The 15356-nt window shown below is 42.4% G+C and carries 16 protein-coding genes; 14 read left to right on the top strand and 2 right to left on the bottom strand.

Annotation, left to right across the window (positions count from 1 at the left end; all coding sequences use genetic code 11):
* Window positions 1-92 precede the first annotated feature (92 nt).
* The 4 genes from ACXAHI_RS17425 (at window position 93) to ACXAHI_RS17410 (ending at window position 5990) form a co-directional block, all read left to right on the top strand.
* Entirely contained in the window at window positions 93-1766 is a 1674-nt protein-coding gene (locus ACXAHI_RS17425) for a glycoside hydrolase family 13 protein (protein WP_474850064.1), read from the top strand.
* Between the two features lie 440 nt (window positions 1767-2206).
* On the top strand, window positions 2207-4207 hold the full coding sequence (tkt, locus tag ACXAHI_RS17420) for a transketolase (RefSeq protein WP_474850062.1): 2001 nt from the start codon (window positions 2207-2209) through the stop codon (window positions 4205-4207).
* Between the two features lie 95 nt (window positions 4208-4302).
* Window positions 4303-5250, top strand: a complete 948-nt coding sequence (locus ACXAHI_RS17415) for a sugar-binding transcriptional regulator (RefSeq protein ID WP_474850060.1) — start codon at window positions 4303-4305, stop codon at window positions 5248-5250.
* Window positions 5251-5255: 5 nt separating this feature from the next.
* Window positions 5256-5990, top strand: a complete 735-nt coding sequence (locus tag ACXAHI_RS17410; RefSeq protein WP_474850058.1) for an MBL fold metallo-hydrolase — start codon at window positions 5256-5258, stop codon at window positions 5988-5990.
* Window positions 5991-6030: 40 nt separating this feature from the next.
* On the opposite strand, the gene ACXAHI_RS17405 is transcribed toward ACXAHI_RS17410, so the two are convergent.
* The gene (locus tag ACXAHI_RS17405; protein ID WP_270182471.1) at window positions 6031-6222 is read right to left on the bottom strand and encodes a hypothetical protein; all 192 of its coding nucleotides are present in this window, start codon (window positions 6220-6222) and stop codon (window positions 6031-6033) included.
* 156 nt (window positions 6223-6378) lie between these two features.
* On the opposite strand from ACXAHI_RS17405, the gene ACXAHI_RS17400 reads away from it, so the two are divergent.
* The 10 genes from ACXAHI_RS17400 (at window position 6379) to paaX (ending at window position 14752) form a co-directional block, all read left to right on the top strand.
* Complete coding sequence (locus tag ACXAHI_RS17400; protein ID WP_474850056.1) at window positions 6379-7368, top strand: lipoate--protein ligase; 990 nt, start codon at window positions 6379-6381, stop codon at window positions 7366-7368.
* Window positions 7369-7515: 147 nt separating this feature from the next.
* Window positions 7516-9042, top strand: coding sequence for a fatty acid--CoA ligase family protein (locus ACXAHI_RS17395; protein ID WP_474850054.1), 1527 nt, complete (start codon window positions 7516-7518; stop codon window positions 9040-9042).
* Between the two features lie 124 nt (window positions 9043-9166).
* Entirely contained in the window at window positions 9167-10114 is a 948-nt protein-coding gene (paaA, locus tag ACXAHI_RS17390; RefSeq protein WP_270182474.1) for a 1,2-phenylacetyl-CoA epoxidase subunit PaaA, read from the top strand.
* 15 nt (window positions 10115-10129) lie between these two features.
* On the top strand, window positions 10130-10471 hold the full coding sequence (paaB, locus tag ACXAHI_RS17385) for a 1,2-phenylacetyl-CoA epoxidase subunit PaaB (RefSeq protein WP_270182475.1): 342 nt from the start codon (window positions 10130-10132) through the stop codon (window positions 10469-10471).
* The gene (gene paaC / locus ACXAHI_RS17380; protein ID WP_474850052.1) at window positions 10471-11247 is read left to right on the top strand and encodes a 1,2-phenylacetyl-CoA epoxidase subunit PaaC; all 777 of its coding nucleotides are present in this window, start codon (window positions 10471-10473) and stop codon (window positions 11245-11247) included. The genes paaB and paaC overlap by 1 nt, the downstream gene beginning before the upstream one ends.
* Before the next feature lie 18 nt (window positions 11248-11265).
* Window positions 11266-11739, top strand: a complete 474-nt coding sequence (paaD, locus tag ACXAHI_RS17375) for a 1,2-phenylacetyl-CoA epoxidase subunit PaaD (protein ID WP_474850050.1) — start codon at window positions 11266-11268, stop codon at window positions 11737-11739.
* A 26-nt stretch (window positions 11740-11765) separates the two neighbouring features.
* On the top strand, window positions 11766-12089 hold the full coding sequence (locus ACXAHI_RS17370; RefSeq protein ID WP_270182478.1) for an EthD family reductase: 324 nt from the start codon (window positions 11766-11768) through the stop codon (window positions 12087-12089).
* A gap of 15 nt (window positions 12090-12104) precedes the next feature.
* Window positions 12105-12878, top strand: a complete 774-nt coding sequence (locus ACXAHI_RS17365; protein ID WP_474850048.1) for an enoyl-CoA hydratase-related protein — start codon at window positions 12105-12107, stop codon at window positions 12876-12878.
* A 120-nt stretch (window positions 12879-12998) separates the two neighbouring features.
* The gene (locus ACXAHI_RS17360; RefSeq protein WP_474850046.1) at window positions 12999-13775 is read left to right on the top strand and encodes an enoyl-CoA hydratase-related protein; all 777 of its coding nucleotides are present in this window, start codon (window positions 12999-13001) and stop codon (window positions 13773-13775) included.
* An 86-nt stretch (window positions 13776-13861) separates the two neighbouring features.
* Window positions 13862-14752, top strand: a complete 891-nt coding sequence (gene paaX, locus ACXAHI_RS17355) for a phenylacetic acid degradation operon negative regulatory protein PaaX (RefSeq protein WP_474850044.1) — start codon at window positions 13862-13864, stop codon at window positions 14750-14752.
* A gap of 34 nt (window positions 14753-14786) precedes the next feature.
* Here paaX and ACXAHI_RS17350 read toward each other — a convergent pair whose 3' ends face one another.
* Window positions 14787-15317 carry a gamma carbonic anhydrase family protein gene (locus ACXAHI_RS17350; RefSeq protein ID WP_474850042.1) on the bottom strand — a complete coding sequence of 177 codons (531 nt, stop codon included), beginning with the start codon at window positions 15315-15317 and terminating at the stop codon, window positions 14787-14789.
* Between the last annotated feature and the right edge of the window lie 39 nt (window positions 15318-15356).

The following is a 15356-nucleotide window of genomic DNA, read 5'->3' as shown; positions in this document are numbered from 1 at the left end:
TTCGTATCCCTCATTTGTACTTCAATAGAATCTCCTATATAATAGGCTGTGAAAACGTTTGCGCAATACTATAATATCAGGAGGGTTTCGACGTGGGGAAGCAATGGTGGAAAGATAGTGTCGTTTATCAAATATATCCAAGAAGTTTTAATGATAGCAATGGTGACGGTATCGGCGATATTAAAGGAATTACAGAGAAGCTCGATTATTTAAAAGAACTAGGGATCGATGTCGTGTGGTTGTCTCCAGTATATCAATCACCAAACGATGACAATGGGTATGATATTAGCAACTATAGAGAGATTATGGATGAATTCGGTACAATGGCTGACTGGGAAGAGATGTTGGATGGTATGCATAAGCGAGGCATTCGACTCGTGATGGATCTCGTTGTTAACCATTCTTCAGATGAGCATGCATGGTTTGCGGAATCTCGGAAATCAAAGGACAATCCATATCGAGACTATTATATATGGCGTCCTGGTGTTGATGGACATGAACCAAACAACTGGGGGTCAATCTTCGGTGGATCTGCATGGCAGTATGATGAGATGACCGAAGAGTATTACCTTCATCTTTTCTCAAAGAAGCAGCCAGACTTAAACTGGGAAAATCCAACGTTACGTGAAGAAGTGTATGATTTGATGAGCTTCTGGCTCGATAAAGGTGTTGATGGTTTTCGAATGGATGTCATCAATTTTATATCGAAAGAGCCTGGTCTTCCAGATGCTGAAGTAACGTCACCTGATCAATACCAGTGGGGTGGTGACTATTTCGTTAATGGTCCGAAATTCTTTGAGTATATGAAAGACCTGAACGAAAGAGTATTGAGCCAGTATGGTGCCATGACGGTAGGAGAAATGCCGCTTGCTACACCTGAGGATGGTGTGAAGTATACAGACGAAAAAGATGGAATCGTCAGTATGCTGTTTCAATTTGAACATATGGACGTAACAAGTGGTCCAGGAGGAAAATGGGACCAGCAACCATGGAAGCTGACGGATTTGAAGAAAATCATTTCTAAGTGGCAAACCGAGTTACATGGTAGAGGTTGGAACAGTCTGTATATGGAAAATCATGATCAACCTCGATCTGTATCTGTCTTTGGTGATGATCGATCGTATCGCGTCGAATCAGCAAAAATGCTTGCAGCCTGGCTTCACTTACTTCAAGGAACACCATATATCTATCAAGGCCAGGAGCTTGGTATGACAAATGTATACTTCGATTCGATCGAGGAATATAAAGATATCGAAACACTGAACATGTATAAAGAAGAGGTAGAAGATAAAGGGAGAGAGCATGAGGAAATCCTTCAAGCTATTCATAAAAAAGGACGAGACAATGCTAGAACGCCAATGCAATGGACTGATGAGCAGCATGCTGGATTCACCACTGGCACACCATGGATTAAACTTAACCCCAACTATACAGAAGTGAATGCAAAGAAAGCATTGAGCGATGAAAACTCGACCTTCTACTTCTATAAAGAGCTTATTCGCCTAAGAAAAGAACACGACATCATCGTTCACGGTGATTATAATCTCCTACTAGAAGACGACGAGCAATTGTACGTCTACACCAGATCATACAAAGACCAAACACTCGTTGTAGCAGCTAACTTCTCAAGTGAAAACGTAACTCTTGAACTACATGAATCTTTACAAGGAGGCAGCCTCCTCATCAACAACTATGAAAGTACTCCGCATAAATTAGAAACGAACTCTACTATGCGACCGTATGAGGTAAAAGCTTACTTATTGTAATAATTAAGAATATCTAACACCATCGAAGTATCATGAGGAAATTGTTTTGCTCATAATCACGTAGATTGGAGCGGAAGGATGCTCGACTCCTGAGGGGTGAGCGGGACAGGTGTGACCCCGCAGGCGCGCGGGAGAGCGCCGAGGAGGCACACCGCCCGCCCCGCGGAAAGCGAGCATCCTGGAGCGGAAATCAGCTGCTGCACTCCGATGTGTTTTGATCTTAACCTTAGCGCGGTATTCACCGCGCTTTTTTTATTTGTTGAAACTTTCATGATTGAAAACTCATTTTCGAGGGAAGATAATTTTGTGGTCTAGATGTTTTTTTGTAAAATCAGACATCTTTCCTTTTTCTTTTTCGAGCACTCATGTATAATAATCAATGTACATTTGTTCAGAAGACATTTTACTAAATTTCACAATAAAAAAAGGAGTGTATACATATGACAACAAATCAAATGGATTCACTTGCAGTAAATACAATTCGTACATTATCCATCGATGCAGTCGAAAAGGCTAACTCTGGACATCCAGGAATGCCGATGGGAGCTGCGCCGATGGCATATACATTATGGAGTCAGTTCATGGATCACAGTCCATCTAACCCAGAATGGTTCAACCGTGATCGTTTCGTCCTTTCAGCAGGACACGGCTCAGCGCTACTCTATAGCATGCTTCACTTGTTCGGCTACGATGTTAGCATGGAAGATCTTAAATCTTTCCGCCAATGGGGAAGCAACACTCCGGGACACCCTGAGTTTGGAGAAACACCAGGTGTCGATGCTACGACTGGTCCATTAGGACAAGGACTAGCGATGTCAGTCGGAATGGCTATGGCAGAGCGTCATCTAGCAGCGACATACAACAGAGATGACTTTAACGTGATCGATCACTACACTTACAGCATTTGTGGTGACGGAGACTTAATGGAAGGTGTTTCATCTGAATCAGCTTCATTAGCTGGTCACCTTAAGCTTGGCCGTCTTATCGTGATGTACGATTCGAACGATATCTCTCTTGACGGTGAATTAAACCAGTCATTCTCAGAAGATGTTCAAAAGCGTTATGAAGCTTATGGCTGGCAAGTGATTCGCGTTGAAGACGGTAACGATATGGCAGCAATTGCGGATGCTCTAAAGCAAGCGAAGAGCAACACAGAGCAGCCAACGATGATCGAAGTGAAGACAACGATCGGTTATGGTTCTCCGAATAAAGGTGGAAGCAACACATCTCATGGTGCACCACTTGGATCAGATGAAATCTCTCTAGTAAAAGAAAACTACAACTGGTCTTATGAAAATGACTTCCATATTCCTAAAGAAGTGAAGAGTGTCTTCGCTGAACTTAAGGAAGAAGGAGACAAGAAAGAGAAGCAGTGGAACGAACTTTTCGCTAGCTACGAAGAGAAGTATCCTGAACTAGCTGCACAGTTGAAAGCAGCGATCAAAGGGGAACTTCCAGAAGGCTGGGATAGTGAAATTCCTTCTTATGAAAAAGGTACGAGCACTGCTTCACGTGCTGCATCAGGTGAAGTTCTAAATGCGATCGCTAAGAACAATCCACAAATCTTCGGTGGCTCTGCTGACCTTGCATCTTCTAACAAGACAATGCTTAAGGGCGAGAATGATTTCTCAGCAGCGGATTATAGTGGAAGAAATATCTGGTTCGGTGTACGTGAATTCGGAATGGCAGCTGCGATGAACGGTATCGCACTTCACAAAGGTCTTAAGATCTTTGGCGCGACTTTCTTTGTATTCTCTGACTACCTTCGTCCTGCACTTCGTTTATCAGCATTGATGGGTGTACCAGCAACATATGTGTTCACTCACGATAGCGTAGCAGTTGGTGAAGATGGACCAACGCATGAGCCTGTAGAGCAGCTAGCTTCTCTTCGTGCGATGCCTGGATTATCGGTGATCAGACCAGCAGATGGTAACGAAACGGCTGCGGCTTGGAAAGTAGCACTGGAATCTTCTAAGAATCCGACAGCACTTGTTTTATCTCGTCAAAACCTTCCTGTAGTAACTGACTCTCACGAAGATGCTTACGAAGGCGTTAAGCGCGGTGCTTACATCGTGGAAGGCAGCACAAATGCGGATGCTCTTCTACTCGCATCAGGTTCTGAGGTAGGTCTTGCAGTTGAAGCACAAAAGCTTCTTGAAAAAGAAGGAATCACGGCTTCTGTTGTTAGCATGCCAAGCTGGGATCTTTTCGAACAGCAGTCTGAAGACTACAAGAAAACAGTGTTGCCTGATGATGTAACGGTTCGTCTTGGAATTGAAATGGGAGCATCCATGGGCTGGGATCGCTATGTTGGACAACAAGGTGATGTTCTAGCGATCGACCGTTTCGGAGCTTCAGCACCAGGAAATACGGTCATCAAAGAATTTGGCTTCACTCCAGAAAACGTTGTTAAAAGAGTAAAAGCAATGCTATCAAGATAACACTTGAGAGGCTTTCAGAAGGCGAAAAGGTCTTTCTGAAAGCCTTTTTTAAAGGTGTTTTAGGTGGCAAATAATACGGAATTACAGGTGTTGCTATGGATAAGGGAAAACTTGAAAAGGTTGTAGAGGCAGCCCGCTTATATTATCAGCTTGATTTCAGTCAGCAAGAAATCGCCAGCAAGTTGTCGGTATCTAGGCCAACCGTATCCAGGCTGTTGAAACAAGCGAAAGCGGAAGGTGTTGTGGAGATAACCATTCATGATCCTTCTGAGGATGTCCATCGATTAAGCACCGAGCTCGTCGAGGCATTTGGCCTGATGGACGCCAAAGTGACCATTGTTCCCCAATATGAAGACAGTATCGTAAAACACCATGTAGGAAAGACAGCTGCTCTGTATCTTAATGACACGATAAGAGATAATGATCTAATTGGAGTTTCCTGGGGAACGACCTTACATGAGGTGGGAAAAAATCTCCGTCATAAACTTTTGAAGAATGTGACTGTCGTTCAGTTAAATGGTGGGATCAGCTATTCAGAAACCAATACGTTTGCATATGAAGTTATACAGATGCTCAGCCGTTCGTTCCATGCAGCGAGTCACTTCTTACCTGTACCTGCTATCGTCGATCAGCTGCTTGTGAAAGAGACGATGGAGGCTGATCGACATATTCGGAAGGTACTCGATATGGGGCGCGATGCGAACGTAGCTCTTTTTAGCGTCGGCATTCCAACGAAAGATTCTGTGATCGTTCAAGCGGAGTATGTGAGTGAGGAAGAATTAGATGTCATTCACTCAAGGTCTGTCGGTGAAATCTGCTCTCGTTTCTTCGATCGAAATGGACGGCCGATTCATAAGGATTTAAATGATCGGACAATTGGGATCGACCTAGAAGAACTTTCGAAAAAGGAAAAATCGATACTGATCGCGGGCGGTCCAAAAAAGGTAGAGGCTATTTTTGGGGCGTTAAAAGGCGGCTATGCAAACATTTTAATTACTGATCAATATACTGCAAGAGCGTTACTTGAAATGAAGGGAGCGTGATAGAGATGAAAGTGACAGTTCTCGGCCCGTGGGGTGGATATCCTAAAGTGGGAGAAGCTAGCGCTGGTTATCTTGTACAATCAGATGGTTTTAACTTACTAGTAGATTGTGGTAGTGGGGTTTTGGCACAGCTACAACATTATCTCTCTGTTGAGGAGCTTGATGCCGTAATGATCAGTCATTATCACCCTGATCACATCGCGGATATCGGTGTTCTTTACCATGGAAGACTCATTCAATCAAAGATCGGTAAGGAGCTTCCTGAGCTGCCGATCTATGCGCCTCCACATGATAAAGCAGAATTTAAACGACTCAGTCATGAACCATATACGGTGGCAACCCCCTACAAGGAAGACGAAGAGCTTACGATCGGCCCATTTACGATTACGTTTCTCAAAACGAAGCATCCAGTGACTTGTTTTGCTATGAGGATTACGGATGAACAAACAAGCATGGTATTTACAGCAGACTCAAGTTATATGAAAGAGTTCGAAGAGTTCGCTCGCGACGTAGATCTTTTCATATGTGAATGTAATTTGTACAGCCATATGGACGGAACAGATATGGGGCATATGAATAGTACGGATGCGGCAACCATTGCAAGTTCAGCAAATGTGGGCACGCTAATGCTAACTCACCTGCCACACTTTGGTGTGTTAGAAGAGTTAGAGGACGATGCGAAGAAGTATTTTGATGGAGAAGTTGTTCTTGCGGAAAGTGGATTAACGTGGGAAAGATGAGTAAAGGACTGGAGGGGTTTCCTTCAGTCCTTTTGAAATATTAATCTAGATTTGATTCGAGTTTACCGTTCATATCCATTAAGAAACCAATTTCTCTTCCAAGAAGTCTTGCGATTTCCTTACACTTTTTTTCGCCTTCTGCTTTAATTTGCTCTATCGTTAAGCTTGAATTTAAACTCGAAGCACCTACAATAACTGGGATGTCCCCTTTTTCATAATACACAATCTTCATTTGTGCTCCTCCTCTTTTGCGTTTACTAGAAGTATTCGTAGCATAGGACAAAAGAACGGGGAGGAAGCGCATAACATTTTATGGGGAAGCGTAGGTTTTTTGCTTAGTTTAAGACAATTCATTACAATGGAATCAGTACAAACTGGAGGGAATGCTATGCGGTATATCGATAATGAAAACATTATGGATGCTGGGATTAACCTGGCGATTGAAGAATACATTCTAAAAGAACTCGACCCTGATGAAACTTATCTGCTCTTTTACTCGATGAATCCTACGGTAATTGTAGGAAAGAATCAGAACACGATCGAACAGATCGATACAGCTTATATTCGAGAGAATGATGTTGATGTGATCAGACGTCTCTCAGGTGGCGGTGCTGTGTACAATGATCAGGGTAATTTAAGCTTTAGTATTATTACGAAAGACGATGGAAATAGTTTTCACAACTACAAAAAATTCACTGACCCAGTCGTAAAAGCATTACATAAGATGGGAGTAGAAGCTGAGTTAAGCGGGAGGAACGATCTTCTCGTTAACGGAAAGAAAATATCGGGGAATGCTCAGTTTTCAACGAAAGGTAGAATGTATAGTCACGGAACATTGATGTTTGATGTGAATCTAGAAAACGTCGTAAAAGCATTAAAAGTAAACAAAGAGAAGATAGAATCAAAGGGAATTAAATCGATCCGAAGCAGAGTGACGAACATCAGTGAGCATATGGACAATGATATGACTCGTGAAGAATTTAAACAAAAGCTATTGGAATCAATTTTTGAAGAGTATGATAATGTCCCCACCTATCAGCTAACTGAGGAAGATTGGCAGAAAATACATGAGATTGCAGAGAAGCGATATAAGAATTGGGATTGGAACTATGGAAGGTCCCCGAAATTCAACGTTCAGCATTCCAAGCGGTTCTCAATTGGATCGATCGATGTTCGCTTAGAAGTGAAGAAAGGTTACATTAAGGAAGCAACGATTTTTGGAGACTTCTTCGGAGTAGGGGATGTAAAAGAGCTAGAACAACGACTAAACGATATTAGGTACGACCCAGCGTCCATTCGAGATGCAATTAAAGATATCGATGTAAAACATTATTTCGGAAACATTACTGAAGAAGAATTTATTAATCTTCTTTATTAACGGATAGGAGCTGCTATAGCAGCTCCTATTTCTTTTGAACAACGATAATAACATGATTCCCCCCTTGCTTGTTAAATTTTCTTCCAATATAATATATTTAGAAAATTAAAAATGAATGACTATTCATTCATATCAGGAGGAGAGCGAATGAATCTTTCGGAACAACTGAAACGAGCCGCATTATCGCATCCAAATAAACAAGCGTATATTTATGAGGATGAGGCAGTAACGTATGAACAGCTTGACCAGAAAGTATCTCTTTTCGCAGCAAACCTTGCAGCTGAGAATATCAACAAAGGCGATCACGTTGCATTGATTCTTGGGAATTCACCAGAATTTTTAATCAGTTATTATGGTGTATTACGAGCTGGAGCAGTCGTCATTCCAATCAATCCAATCTATACACCTAGCGAGATCGGATATTTGCTTCATAATGGTGATGTGAAGGCAATCGTAACGCTCGAACAAGCATTACCTCTTGTAGAAGGGATGGCAGGTCAGCTTCCTGGAGTAAACCTCGTTACGTATGTAGGAGAAGGAACGGATTCAAAGGTCATTTCAAACATAAAACTGAAACCGTTTACAAGTATGGTTGCCGAAGAAGGAAACGCTGTACCATCTCTTCACACAGAAGAAGATGATGTTGCAGTGATTCTCTATACATCGGGGACTACTGGTAGACCAAAAGGAGCGATGTTATCTCACAAGAATATCGTGAGTAATGCTTCTGACACAGCCGATTATCTTGAGTTTAATTCTGACGACGTCGTTATCACAGCCCTCCCAATGTTCCATGTATTTTGTATGACTGTTTCTATGAATGCTCCTCTTATTTCAGGTGGAACACTTCTTATCCTGCCTAAATTCAGTCCCCAAGAAGTTTTTCGAGTTGCTGAAAAGCATAAAGCAACCGTTTTTGCAGGTGTTCCAACGATGTACAATTTTCTTTATCAATACCCAGAAGGACGAAGTGAATATTTTAAGGATGTAAGAATATGTATTTCCGGAGGTTCACCGCTACCTGTTGCGCTCCTCCATCGCTTTGAAGAAAAGTTCAGTGTAAGAGTCTCAGAAGGGTACGGCTTATCTGAAGCGGCGCCAGTTACATGTTTTAACCCATTAGATCGTCCGAGAAAGCCTGGTTCAATCGGAACGAATATTACGAATGTAGAGAATAAAGTAGTGGATGAACTAGGTCAAGAAGTGTCTCCTGGTGTTGTTGGTGAACTTATTGTAAAAGGTCCAAATGTTATGACGGGCTATTACAAGCTCCCTGAAGATACGTCTGCAACAATTAGAGACGGGTGGCTTTATACCGGAGACCTCGCAAAGATGGATGAAGAAGGCTATTTCTATATCGTAGATCGTAAAAAAGACCTCGTGATCGTAGGGGGATATAATGTCTACCCTAGAGAAGTGGAAGAGGTACTATACCAGCATCCAGGTATTGTGGAAGCAGCTGTTGTAGGAGTACCCGATCCTGATTTCGGAGAAGCGGTACAAGCCTTTATCGTTTCAAAAGACACGCTTACAGAAGAGGATGTCATGATCTATTGTAAGGAACATCTTGCGAAATATAAATGCCCAACGATCGTCGAGTTTATCGATGAACTACCAAAGAACACGACCGGAAAGATTCTAAGAAAAGCGTTAAGAAAGCAAGTAAATGCGTAGAAACAAGGAAGTCGGCTGAGAGCCGGCTTTTTTATTTTTGAAAAGTATTCAGAAAATATTTGATATTTATATAACAATAAAATATAATGACGTTAAATAAACGTTATATTGGAGGTGTGTGGGAATGGAAGCTGTTTATCAGCAAAACATTGATCATTTCATGGATAGAATTAACAATGGTGAAAAAATTGAAGCGGACGATTGGATGCCAGATGAGTACCGAGAAGCATTAATTCGTTTAATATCGATGCATGGAATCAGCGAAATTATGGGAGCGCTTCCTGAGAAGGAATGGGTACCAAAAGCACCTACGCTTCATCGGAAATTAGCGATCATGGCAAAGGTTCAGGATGAAATGGGGCATGGTCAGCTTTTACTTCGTGTAGCAGAAGATTTAATGGCACCACTCGGCAAGAATAGAGACGACATTATGAAGGACCTGTTCTCAGGACGCTTAAAGTTTCACAACGTATTTCACATGGAGGCACCAACGTGGGGCGATGCAGGAATTATCGCATGGCTAGTGGATGGCGCTGCAATCATCTCACAAACGATGATGCTAGGCACTTCTTATGGACCATATGGAAGAGCTTTGAAACGGATTTGTGCGGAAGAAGTCTTTCATGCGCAGCATGGCGAGAGCATCATCATGGCACTTGCAGAAGGCACAGAAGAGCAAAGGGAACTTTTGCAAGACGCCCTCAACAGATGGTGGACGTCGCTCCTAATGTTCTTTGGTCCTAAATCAAAAAATGAAACAGGTCACTCGAATCAAGATAAAAACATGCAGTACAAACTGCGTACGAAAACGAATGAAGAGCTACGCCAGGAATTTTTAACGAAATATGTTCCGAGAATCTGGGCGTTAGGATTAACGATTCCAGATCCTACGTTAAAATTTGATGAAGAAAAATCAGAGTGGGAGTACGCAGATCCTGATTGGTCGGAATTTAAGAAAATCGTTACTGGAAATGGTCCGAAGTCTAAAGAACGACTAGCGCTTAGAGTACGATCATATGAAATGAATAGCTGGGTGCGTGAGGCGCTTGGTAAAAGACCACAGCATATATAGAGAGGTGTTCTTGAAGTGAGTGAAGGTGAAAAGGATTTCTACCAAGTTTATGAAGTGTTTAGTAAGAAGAATGACAAAGCACCATTACAGTACCAATTCAGCCTGCTTGCTCCAAATCGTGAGCTTGCTTTTATCATGGCAAAGGAAAACTTTTTCCGACGAGAACAGCCTGCAGATATCTGGGTCGTAAAACGAGACGATATCCGAACGATGACACAAGAAGAACGAGAGGGAATGAAGAATCTCGATAAATCTTATAGAGAAACAAAAGGATATGGTTACTTGAAGAAAAAGTGGCGCAAATATGAACAGGAACAGCTTACTGAAAAAGATATTATGGGAGGAGGCAATCATTGATGGAGTCCGCCGAATACCGCAATAGTCTAATCGAGCTCATTTACCAGCTTGCAGATGATGATTTTATCCTTGCCTATAGAGGATCAGAGTGGTTAGGACTCGCTCCCCATATTGAAGAAGATGTCGCTTTTTCTTCGATCAGTCAGGATTTAATGGGGCATGCAACCCTCTACTATTCGTTACTCGAAGAGCTTGGTGAAGGGGATGCTGACAAACTCACACATGCGAGGTCACCTCATGACTTCCATAATGCAGTTTTATTAGAACTTCCGAACGGGCAAGGAACATATCTCGAAGAACCTAACTACGATTGGGCTTTTACTGTAGTAAGAAACTATTTCTACACGTTAGCGAAAAAAGTACGCTTGCAATCCATCAAGGAAAACTCTTATGAATCCCTTCAACAAATCGTGAAAAAGATTTCGGTCGAGATGTCTTACCACCTCATGCACTGGGAAACGTGGTTCGATCAACTAATGAACAGTACACCAGAAGCTAAAAGAAGAATGACAAACGCGATCGACATCGTACTTAAAGAAATGAGGGGCGTTTTCTCATATGGAGAAAATGGAGAAAAGATCGTACGTCTTTCCTTGATAGAAAGTGAAGAAGTACTGATTCAGAGGTGGAAGGACATGCTTAACGAGAAGGTGGACTTTAGCCTAGATATTGAAATGAGCTTAGATGGAAGAAACGGCAAGCATACTGACCACCTTGAGGGCGCGTTATCAACACTGTCAGAAGTTTATCAATCGGTACCATCAGCAGAATGGTAGTTTGAGAGGAGCTTTGTTATGACAACGAGAATGAAAGTTCTACGGAAGCTTGATTCTGTAAAAGACCCTGAAATTCCTTCGGTTAGTGTTGTCGACCTCGGTATCATTTACGATGTGAAGGTGGATGAAGGAAACGTTGAAGTAGAAGCGATGCCGACATTCTCCGGGTGTCCTGCTCTTGATATCATCAAACGAGATATTAAAGAAGCAATTGAAGCAATAGAAGGAATTACATCCGTAGAAGTGAAGTATATACGTGAACCGATATGGACCACCGATCGTGTTACGGAAAGAGGGAAGGTACAACTGAAAGAATACGGAATCGCTCCTCCAGAAGAGAGAAGCGGGGACGAATGGCGTGTTCCTTGTCCTTACTGTGACTCTGTATACACTACGATGGACAACATTTTTGGTCCAGCAGCATGTCGAAGTATTCTTTATTGTAAAAGCTGTAAAAATCCGTTTGAAGCCATGAAGCCTGTAGCAATTTAATTTTAAAATAGAAAGGTTGATGAAAGATGGTTAAAGTTATCGCATTGTATAAGCAGCCGGAGAACAAGCAGAAATTTGATGAGCATTATTTCAACACGCACGCGCCGATCACATCAAAGATCCCAGGATTAAAGAAGATGGAAGTAACGAGAATCGTTGGTTCTCCTATGGGTGAGAGTGAATTTTATCTGCTTTGCGAGATGTACTATGAAGATCATGAATCTATGAAGGCAGGTATGAAATCACAAGAAGGAAAAGCGTCAGGAAAAGACTTGATGAGCTTTGCTGGAGATCTTGTTACGCTGATGATCGGAGAAGAAGTACACGAAACAGCTGATACTAAGCAATAGAAAAGGGGCACGAGAATGTACGAAACGATTGAATACGAAACAAGGGATCGGATCGCATGGATCCGCCTAAATCGACCAGATAAAATGAATGCGTTTACAATGGTGATGAATAAAGAAGTTCAAGAAGCGGTTGAGCGTGGCGAGGCGAATGAAGACGTACGCTGTATCGTGATTACCGGAAATGGAAGAGCATTTTGTGCAGGTCAGGATTTGAATGGAGTGGACGAAGGACTCGATCATGGTGACGTACTTCGATCAGCATATAATCCTATGGTCAAGCAAATCGTGAACTGTGAGAAGCCAGTCGTTGCAGCCGTTAATGGTGTAGCTGCTGGTGCGGGGATGAGTCTTGCTCTTGCATGTGATTTCCGTCTTGCGCATGAGAACGCTAGTTTTATTGAGGCATTCGTACACGTCGGGCTTGTTCCTGATTCTGGCAGCATGTACTTTTTACCTCGATTGATCGGTCATGCAAAAGCATTAGAGCTTGCGATGCTTGGTGATAAAGTGAGTGCATCACATGCGAAGGAACTTGGTATGGTCAACGATGTGTATGAGCATGATGCTTGGGATGAAAAAGTCAGCAAGTTTGCTGCTCGTCTATCGAATCTACCACCTAAAGCTGTCTCACTTATCAAAGAAGGAATGGCAAAAAGTTGGGACAGCAGTCTTGAGGAAGTGCTGGAATTTGAAGCAGAAGCGCAGCGTAAAGCAGGTCGAACCAACGATCATCGTGAAGGTGTAAAAGCTTTTATTGAGAAGAGGCGCCCGGTGTTTCAAGGTTCATAATGCTTTAAAGAAGGAAACTGGGGGAAATATCGAGAATAATAGATGTTAGGGGAAGGGGTCCTGGAGGTTAATTATCCTACCAGGCTCTTTCCTATGTTCTTAACTAGAGGAGGATGCAAATTGGCTGTCGTTACATATGAAGTAAAGAATCACGTAGGATACGTTACATTGAATCGTCCGGATGTTCTAAACTGCTTTAACTATGAAACGCTTTCTGTTCTTCAAGGAATCATCGATGATATTTATACCGATAAGAATGTACGTGTTGTTATTTTTATGGGGGCTGGTGAAAAGGCTTTCAGTGCAGGGGCGGACTTAAAAGAAAGACGATCACTCTCTGAAAGTGAAGTGAAGCGGAACGTCAAAAAAATTCGCGAGGTATTTTCATCCGTTGAAGCTCTTCCTCAACCGACGATTGCAGCGATCAACGGCTATGCATTCGGAGGGGGATTTGAACTCGCACTAGCGTGTGACTTTCGTTATGCAGTAGAAGGGACTAAGATGGGGCTTACTGAAACGAGTCTAGGTATTATACCTGGTGCCGGTGGAACGCAGAGGCTTCCACGCCTTATCGGTTCTGCTAAAGCACTCGAGCTAGTGTTGACCGCAAGAAAACTAACTTCTGAAGAAGCATTAGATTATGGAATTCTGAATGGTGTCGTAAAAGCTGAAGCCTTGGTATCTCAGTGTGAGGACCTTGCTTCTGAAATTTGTAAGAATGCGCCGGTGGCTGTTCAACAAGCGAAGTTTGCAGTCCGAGAAGGCATGAATGTCGATCGACATACGGGCATGGCTATCGAATCGAAAGCGTATGAAGTTACAATTCCCACGAAGGATCGTTTAGAAGCTCTTGAAGCTTTTGCTGAGAAGCGAAAGCCTGAGTTTAAAGGAGAGTAGTTGCGATGTCCTTCGCTCTTTGGTAGTATAACATCATATTTAGGGTGCGTTTTATTAGCGGTATACCTTGAGCGGAGGAAAATGTTATGAATGAAGGTTTAAATACAAGGTCGATGATCTTTACGCTGTACGGTGATTATATCCGCCACTACGGTAATGAGATTTGGATTGGAAGTTTGATCAGGCTGTTGAAGGAATTTGGACACAATGATCAGTCAGTTCGAGCTGCGATCTCAAGAATGAACAAACAAGGATGGGTACAATCAAGAAAAGAAGGTAACAAAAGCTATTACTTCTTAACAGAGCGTGGTGTGAAACGGATCGATGAAGCGGCAAGGCGTATCTTTAAGCTTCAGCCGTTCAGTTGGGATGGAAGATGGCGCATGCTTCTTTACACGATTCCAGAGGAAAAAAGACACATTCGAGACGAGTTACGAAAAGAACTTGTCTGGAGCGGCTTTGGAAGTTCTTCTGCGAGTTTGTGGATGTCTCCGAATCATCTAGAAGAGCAAGTGGATGTATTGATCGAGAAATACGACATTAAAGAACATATTCATTTCTTTGTAGCCGATTACAAAGGTCCACACGAAAATACTGCTCTTGTGAATGAATGCTGGGATTTGAAGGACATCAGCGATAAATATCGCTCCTTCATCAAACATTACAGTGAGAAGTTCGTCATCGATCGTAATAAGATCGAAAAAGGGAACATGACAGATGGAGAATGTTTTGTTGAAAGAGCAAAGCTTGTTCATGAATACCGTAAGTTTCTATTCGTGGATCCGGGTCTTCCTCCTCAGCTGCTGCCAGACGAGTGGCCGGGAGAACATGCGGCGAAGCTATTCAGCGACTACTACCGTACACTTGCAAAACCTTCATCGCGCTTTTTTGAGGAGGTCTTTAAAGAAGGCAATGAATTGAAGAAGAAAGACGATCGTTATGATGCACTTCAGCATCCACTATTGATCGATAGATAAAAAAAGGAACGGACCTCCCGTTCCTTTTTTGGTATCAACGAATTTCTTCAACGCCTTCGATTTGTTCAAGAAATTCTTTTCCTTTTTTCTTGTAGGTATCGATCGTTAACTTAATCAATTCTCGATCTTTGTCAGTAAGTTCTCTAACGACTTTGCCTGGTGAGCCGAGAACCATCGTGTTTGGTGGAATCTTCTTCCCTGCAGGTATAAGTGTATTCGCTCCGATCAATGCACCTTCACCAATTTCAGCTCCGTCAAGTACAATGGCACCCATTCCAATGAGAGCACCTTTCTTCACCTTGCATCCATGTAGAATTGCGTTATGTCCAACAGAAACTTCATCTTCTAGCACAAGCGGAAATCCTTCAAACAAGTGACACGTACAATTATCTTGAATGTTACATCCGTTTCCGATCGTAATTGGTGCTTCGTCTCCTCTTAATACAGTATTGAACCACACGCTTGATTCTTCTCCAATCGTAACATCCCCGATAATTTTAGCTCCTGGAGCTACGAAAACATCTTTGCCTACTGCTGGTTTATGACCGTTATAAGAAATTAGCATCGAAAAAATCCTCTCTTTCTCATTTTTTTGCAGGAATTC

It is taken from the genome of Anaerobacillus sp. ABD4_527 (assembly GCF_056160805.1).
The sequence above is the reverse complement of the archived record's forward strand: the minus strand, read 5'-3'. Positions and strand labels throughout refer to the sequence as shown.

Excerpts from the sequence above, each read along its gene's own strand:
- paaA (WP_270182474.1), top strand. The coding sequence starts at position 9,167 with ATGGAAGCTGTTTATCAGCAAAACATTGATCATTTCATGGATAGAATT.
- ACXAHI_RS17370 (WP_270182478.1), top strand. The coding sequence starts at position 11,766 with ATGGTTAAAGTTATCGCATTGTATAAGCAGCCGGAGAACAAGCAGAAA.
- ACXAHI_RS17365 (WP_474850048.1), top strand. The coding sequence starts at position 12,105 with ATGTACGAAACGATTGAATACGAAACAAGGGATCGGATCGCATGGATC.
- ACXAHI_RS17400 (WP_474850056.1), top strand. The coding sequence starts at position 6,379 with ATGCGGTATATCGATAATGAAAACATTATGGATGCTGGGATTAACCTG.
- ACXAHI_RS17350 (WP_474850042.1), bottom strand. The coding sequence starts at position 15,317 with ATGCTAATTTCTTATAACGGTCATAAACCAGCAGTAGGCAAAGATGTT.
- paaC (WP_474850052.1), top strand. The coding sequence starts at position 10,471 with ATGGAGTCCGCCGAATACCGCAATAGTCTAATCGAGCTCATTTACCAG.
- ACXAHI_RS17405 (WP_270182471.1), bottom strand. The coding sequence starts at position 6,222 with ATGAAGATTGTGTATTATGAAAAAGGGGACATCCCAGTTATTGTAGGT.
- ACXAHI_RS17395 (WP_474850054.1), top strand. The coding sequence starts at position 7,516 with ATGAATCTTTCGGAACAACTGAAACGAGCCGCATTATCGCATCCAAAT.
- ACXAHI_RS17410 (WP_474850058.1), top strand. The coding sequence starts at position 5,256 with ATGAAAGTGACAGTTCTCGGCCCGTGGGGTGGATATCCTAAAGTGGGA.
- ACXAHI_RS17415 (WP_474850060.1), top strand. The coding sequence starts at position 4,303 with ATGGATAAGGGAAAACTTGAAAAGGTTGTAGAGGCAGCCCGCTTATAT.
- tkt (WP_474850062.1), top strand. The coding sequence starts at position 2,207 with ATGACAACAAATCAAATGGATTCACTTGCAGTAAATACAATTCGTACA.
- paaD (WP_474850050.1), top strand. The coding sequence starts at position 11,266 with ATGACAACGAGAATGAAAGTTCTACGGAAGCTTGATTCTGTAAAAGAC.
- paaX (WP_474850044.1), top strand. The coding sequence starts at position 13,862 with ATGAATGAAGGTTTAAATACAAGGTCGATGATCTTTACGCTGTACGGT.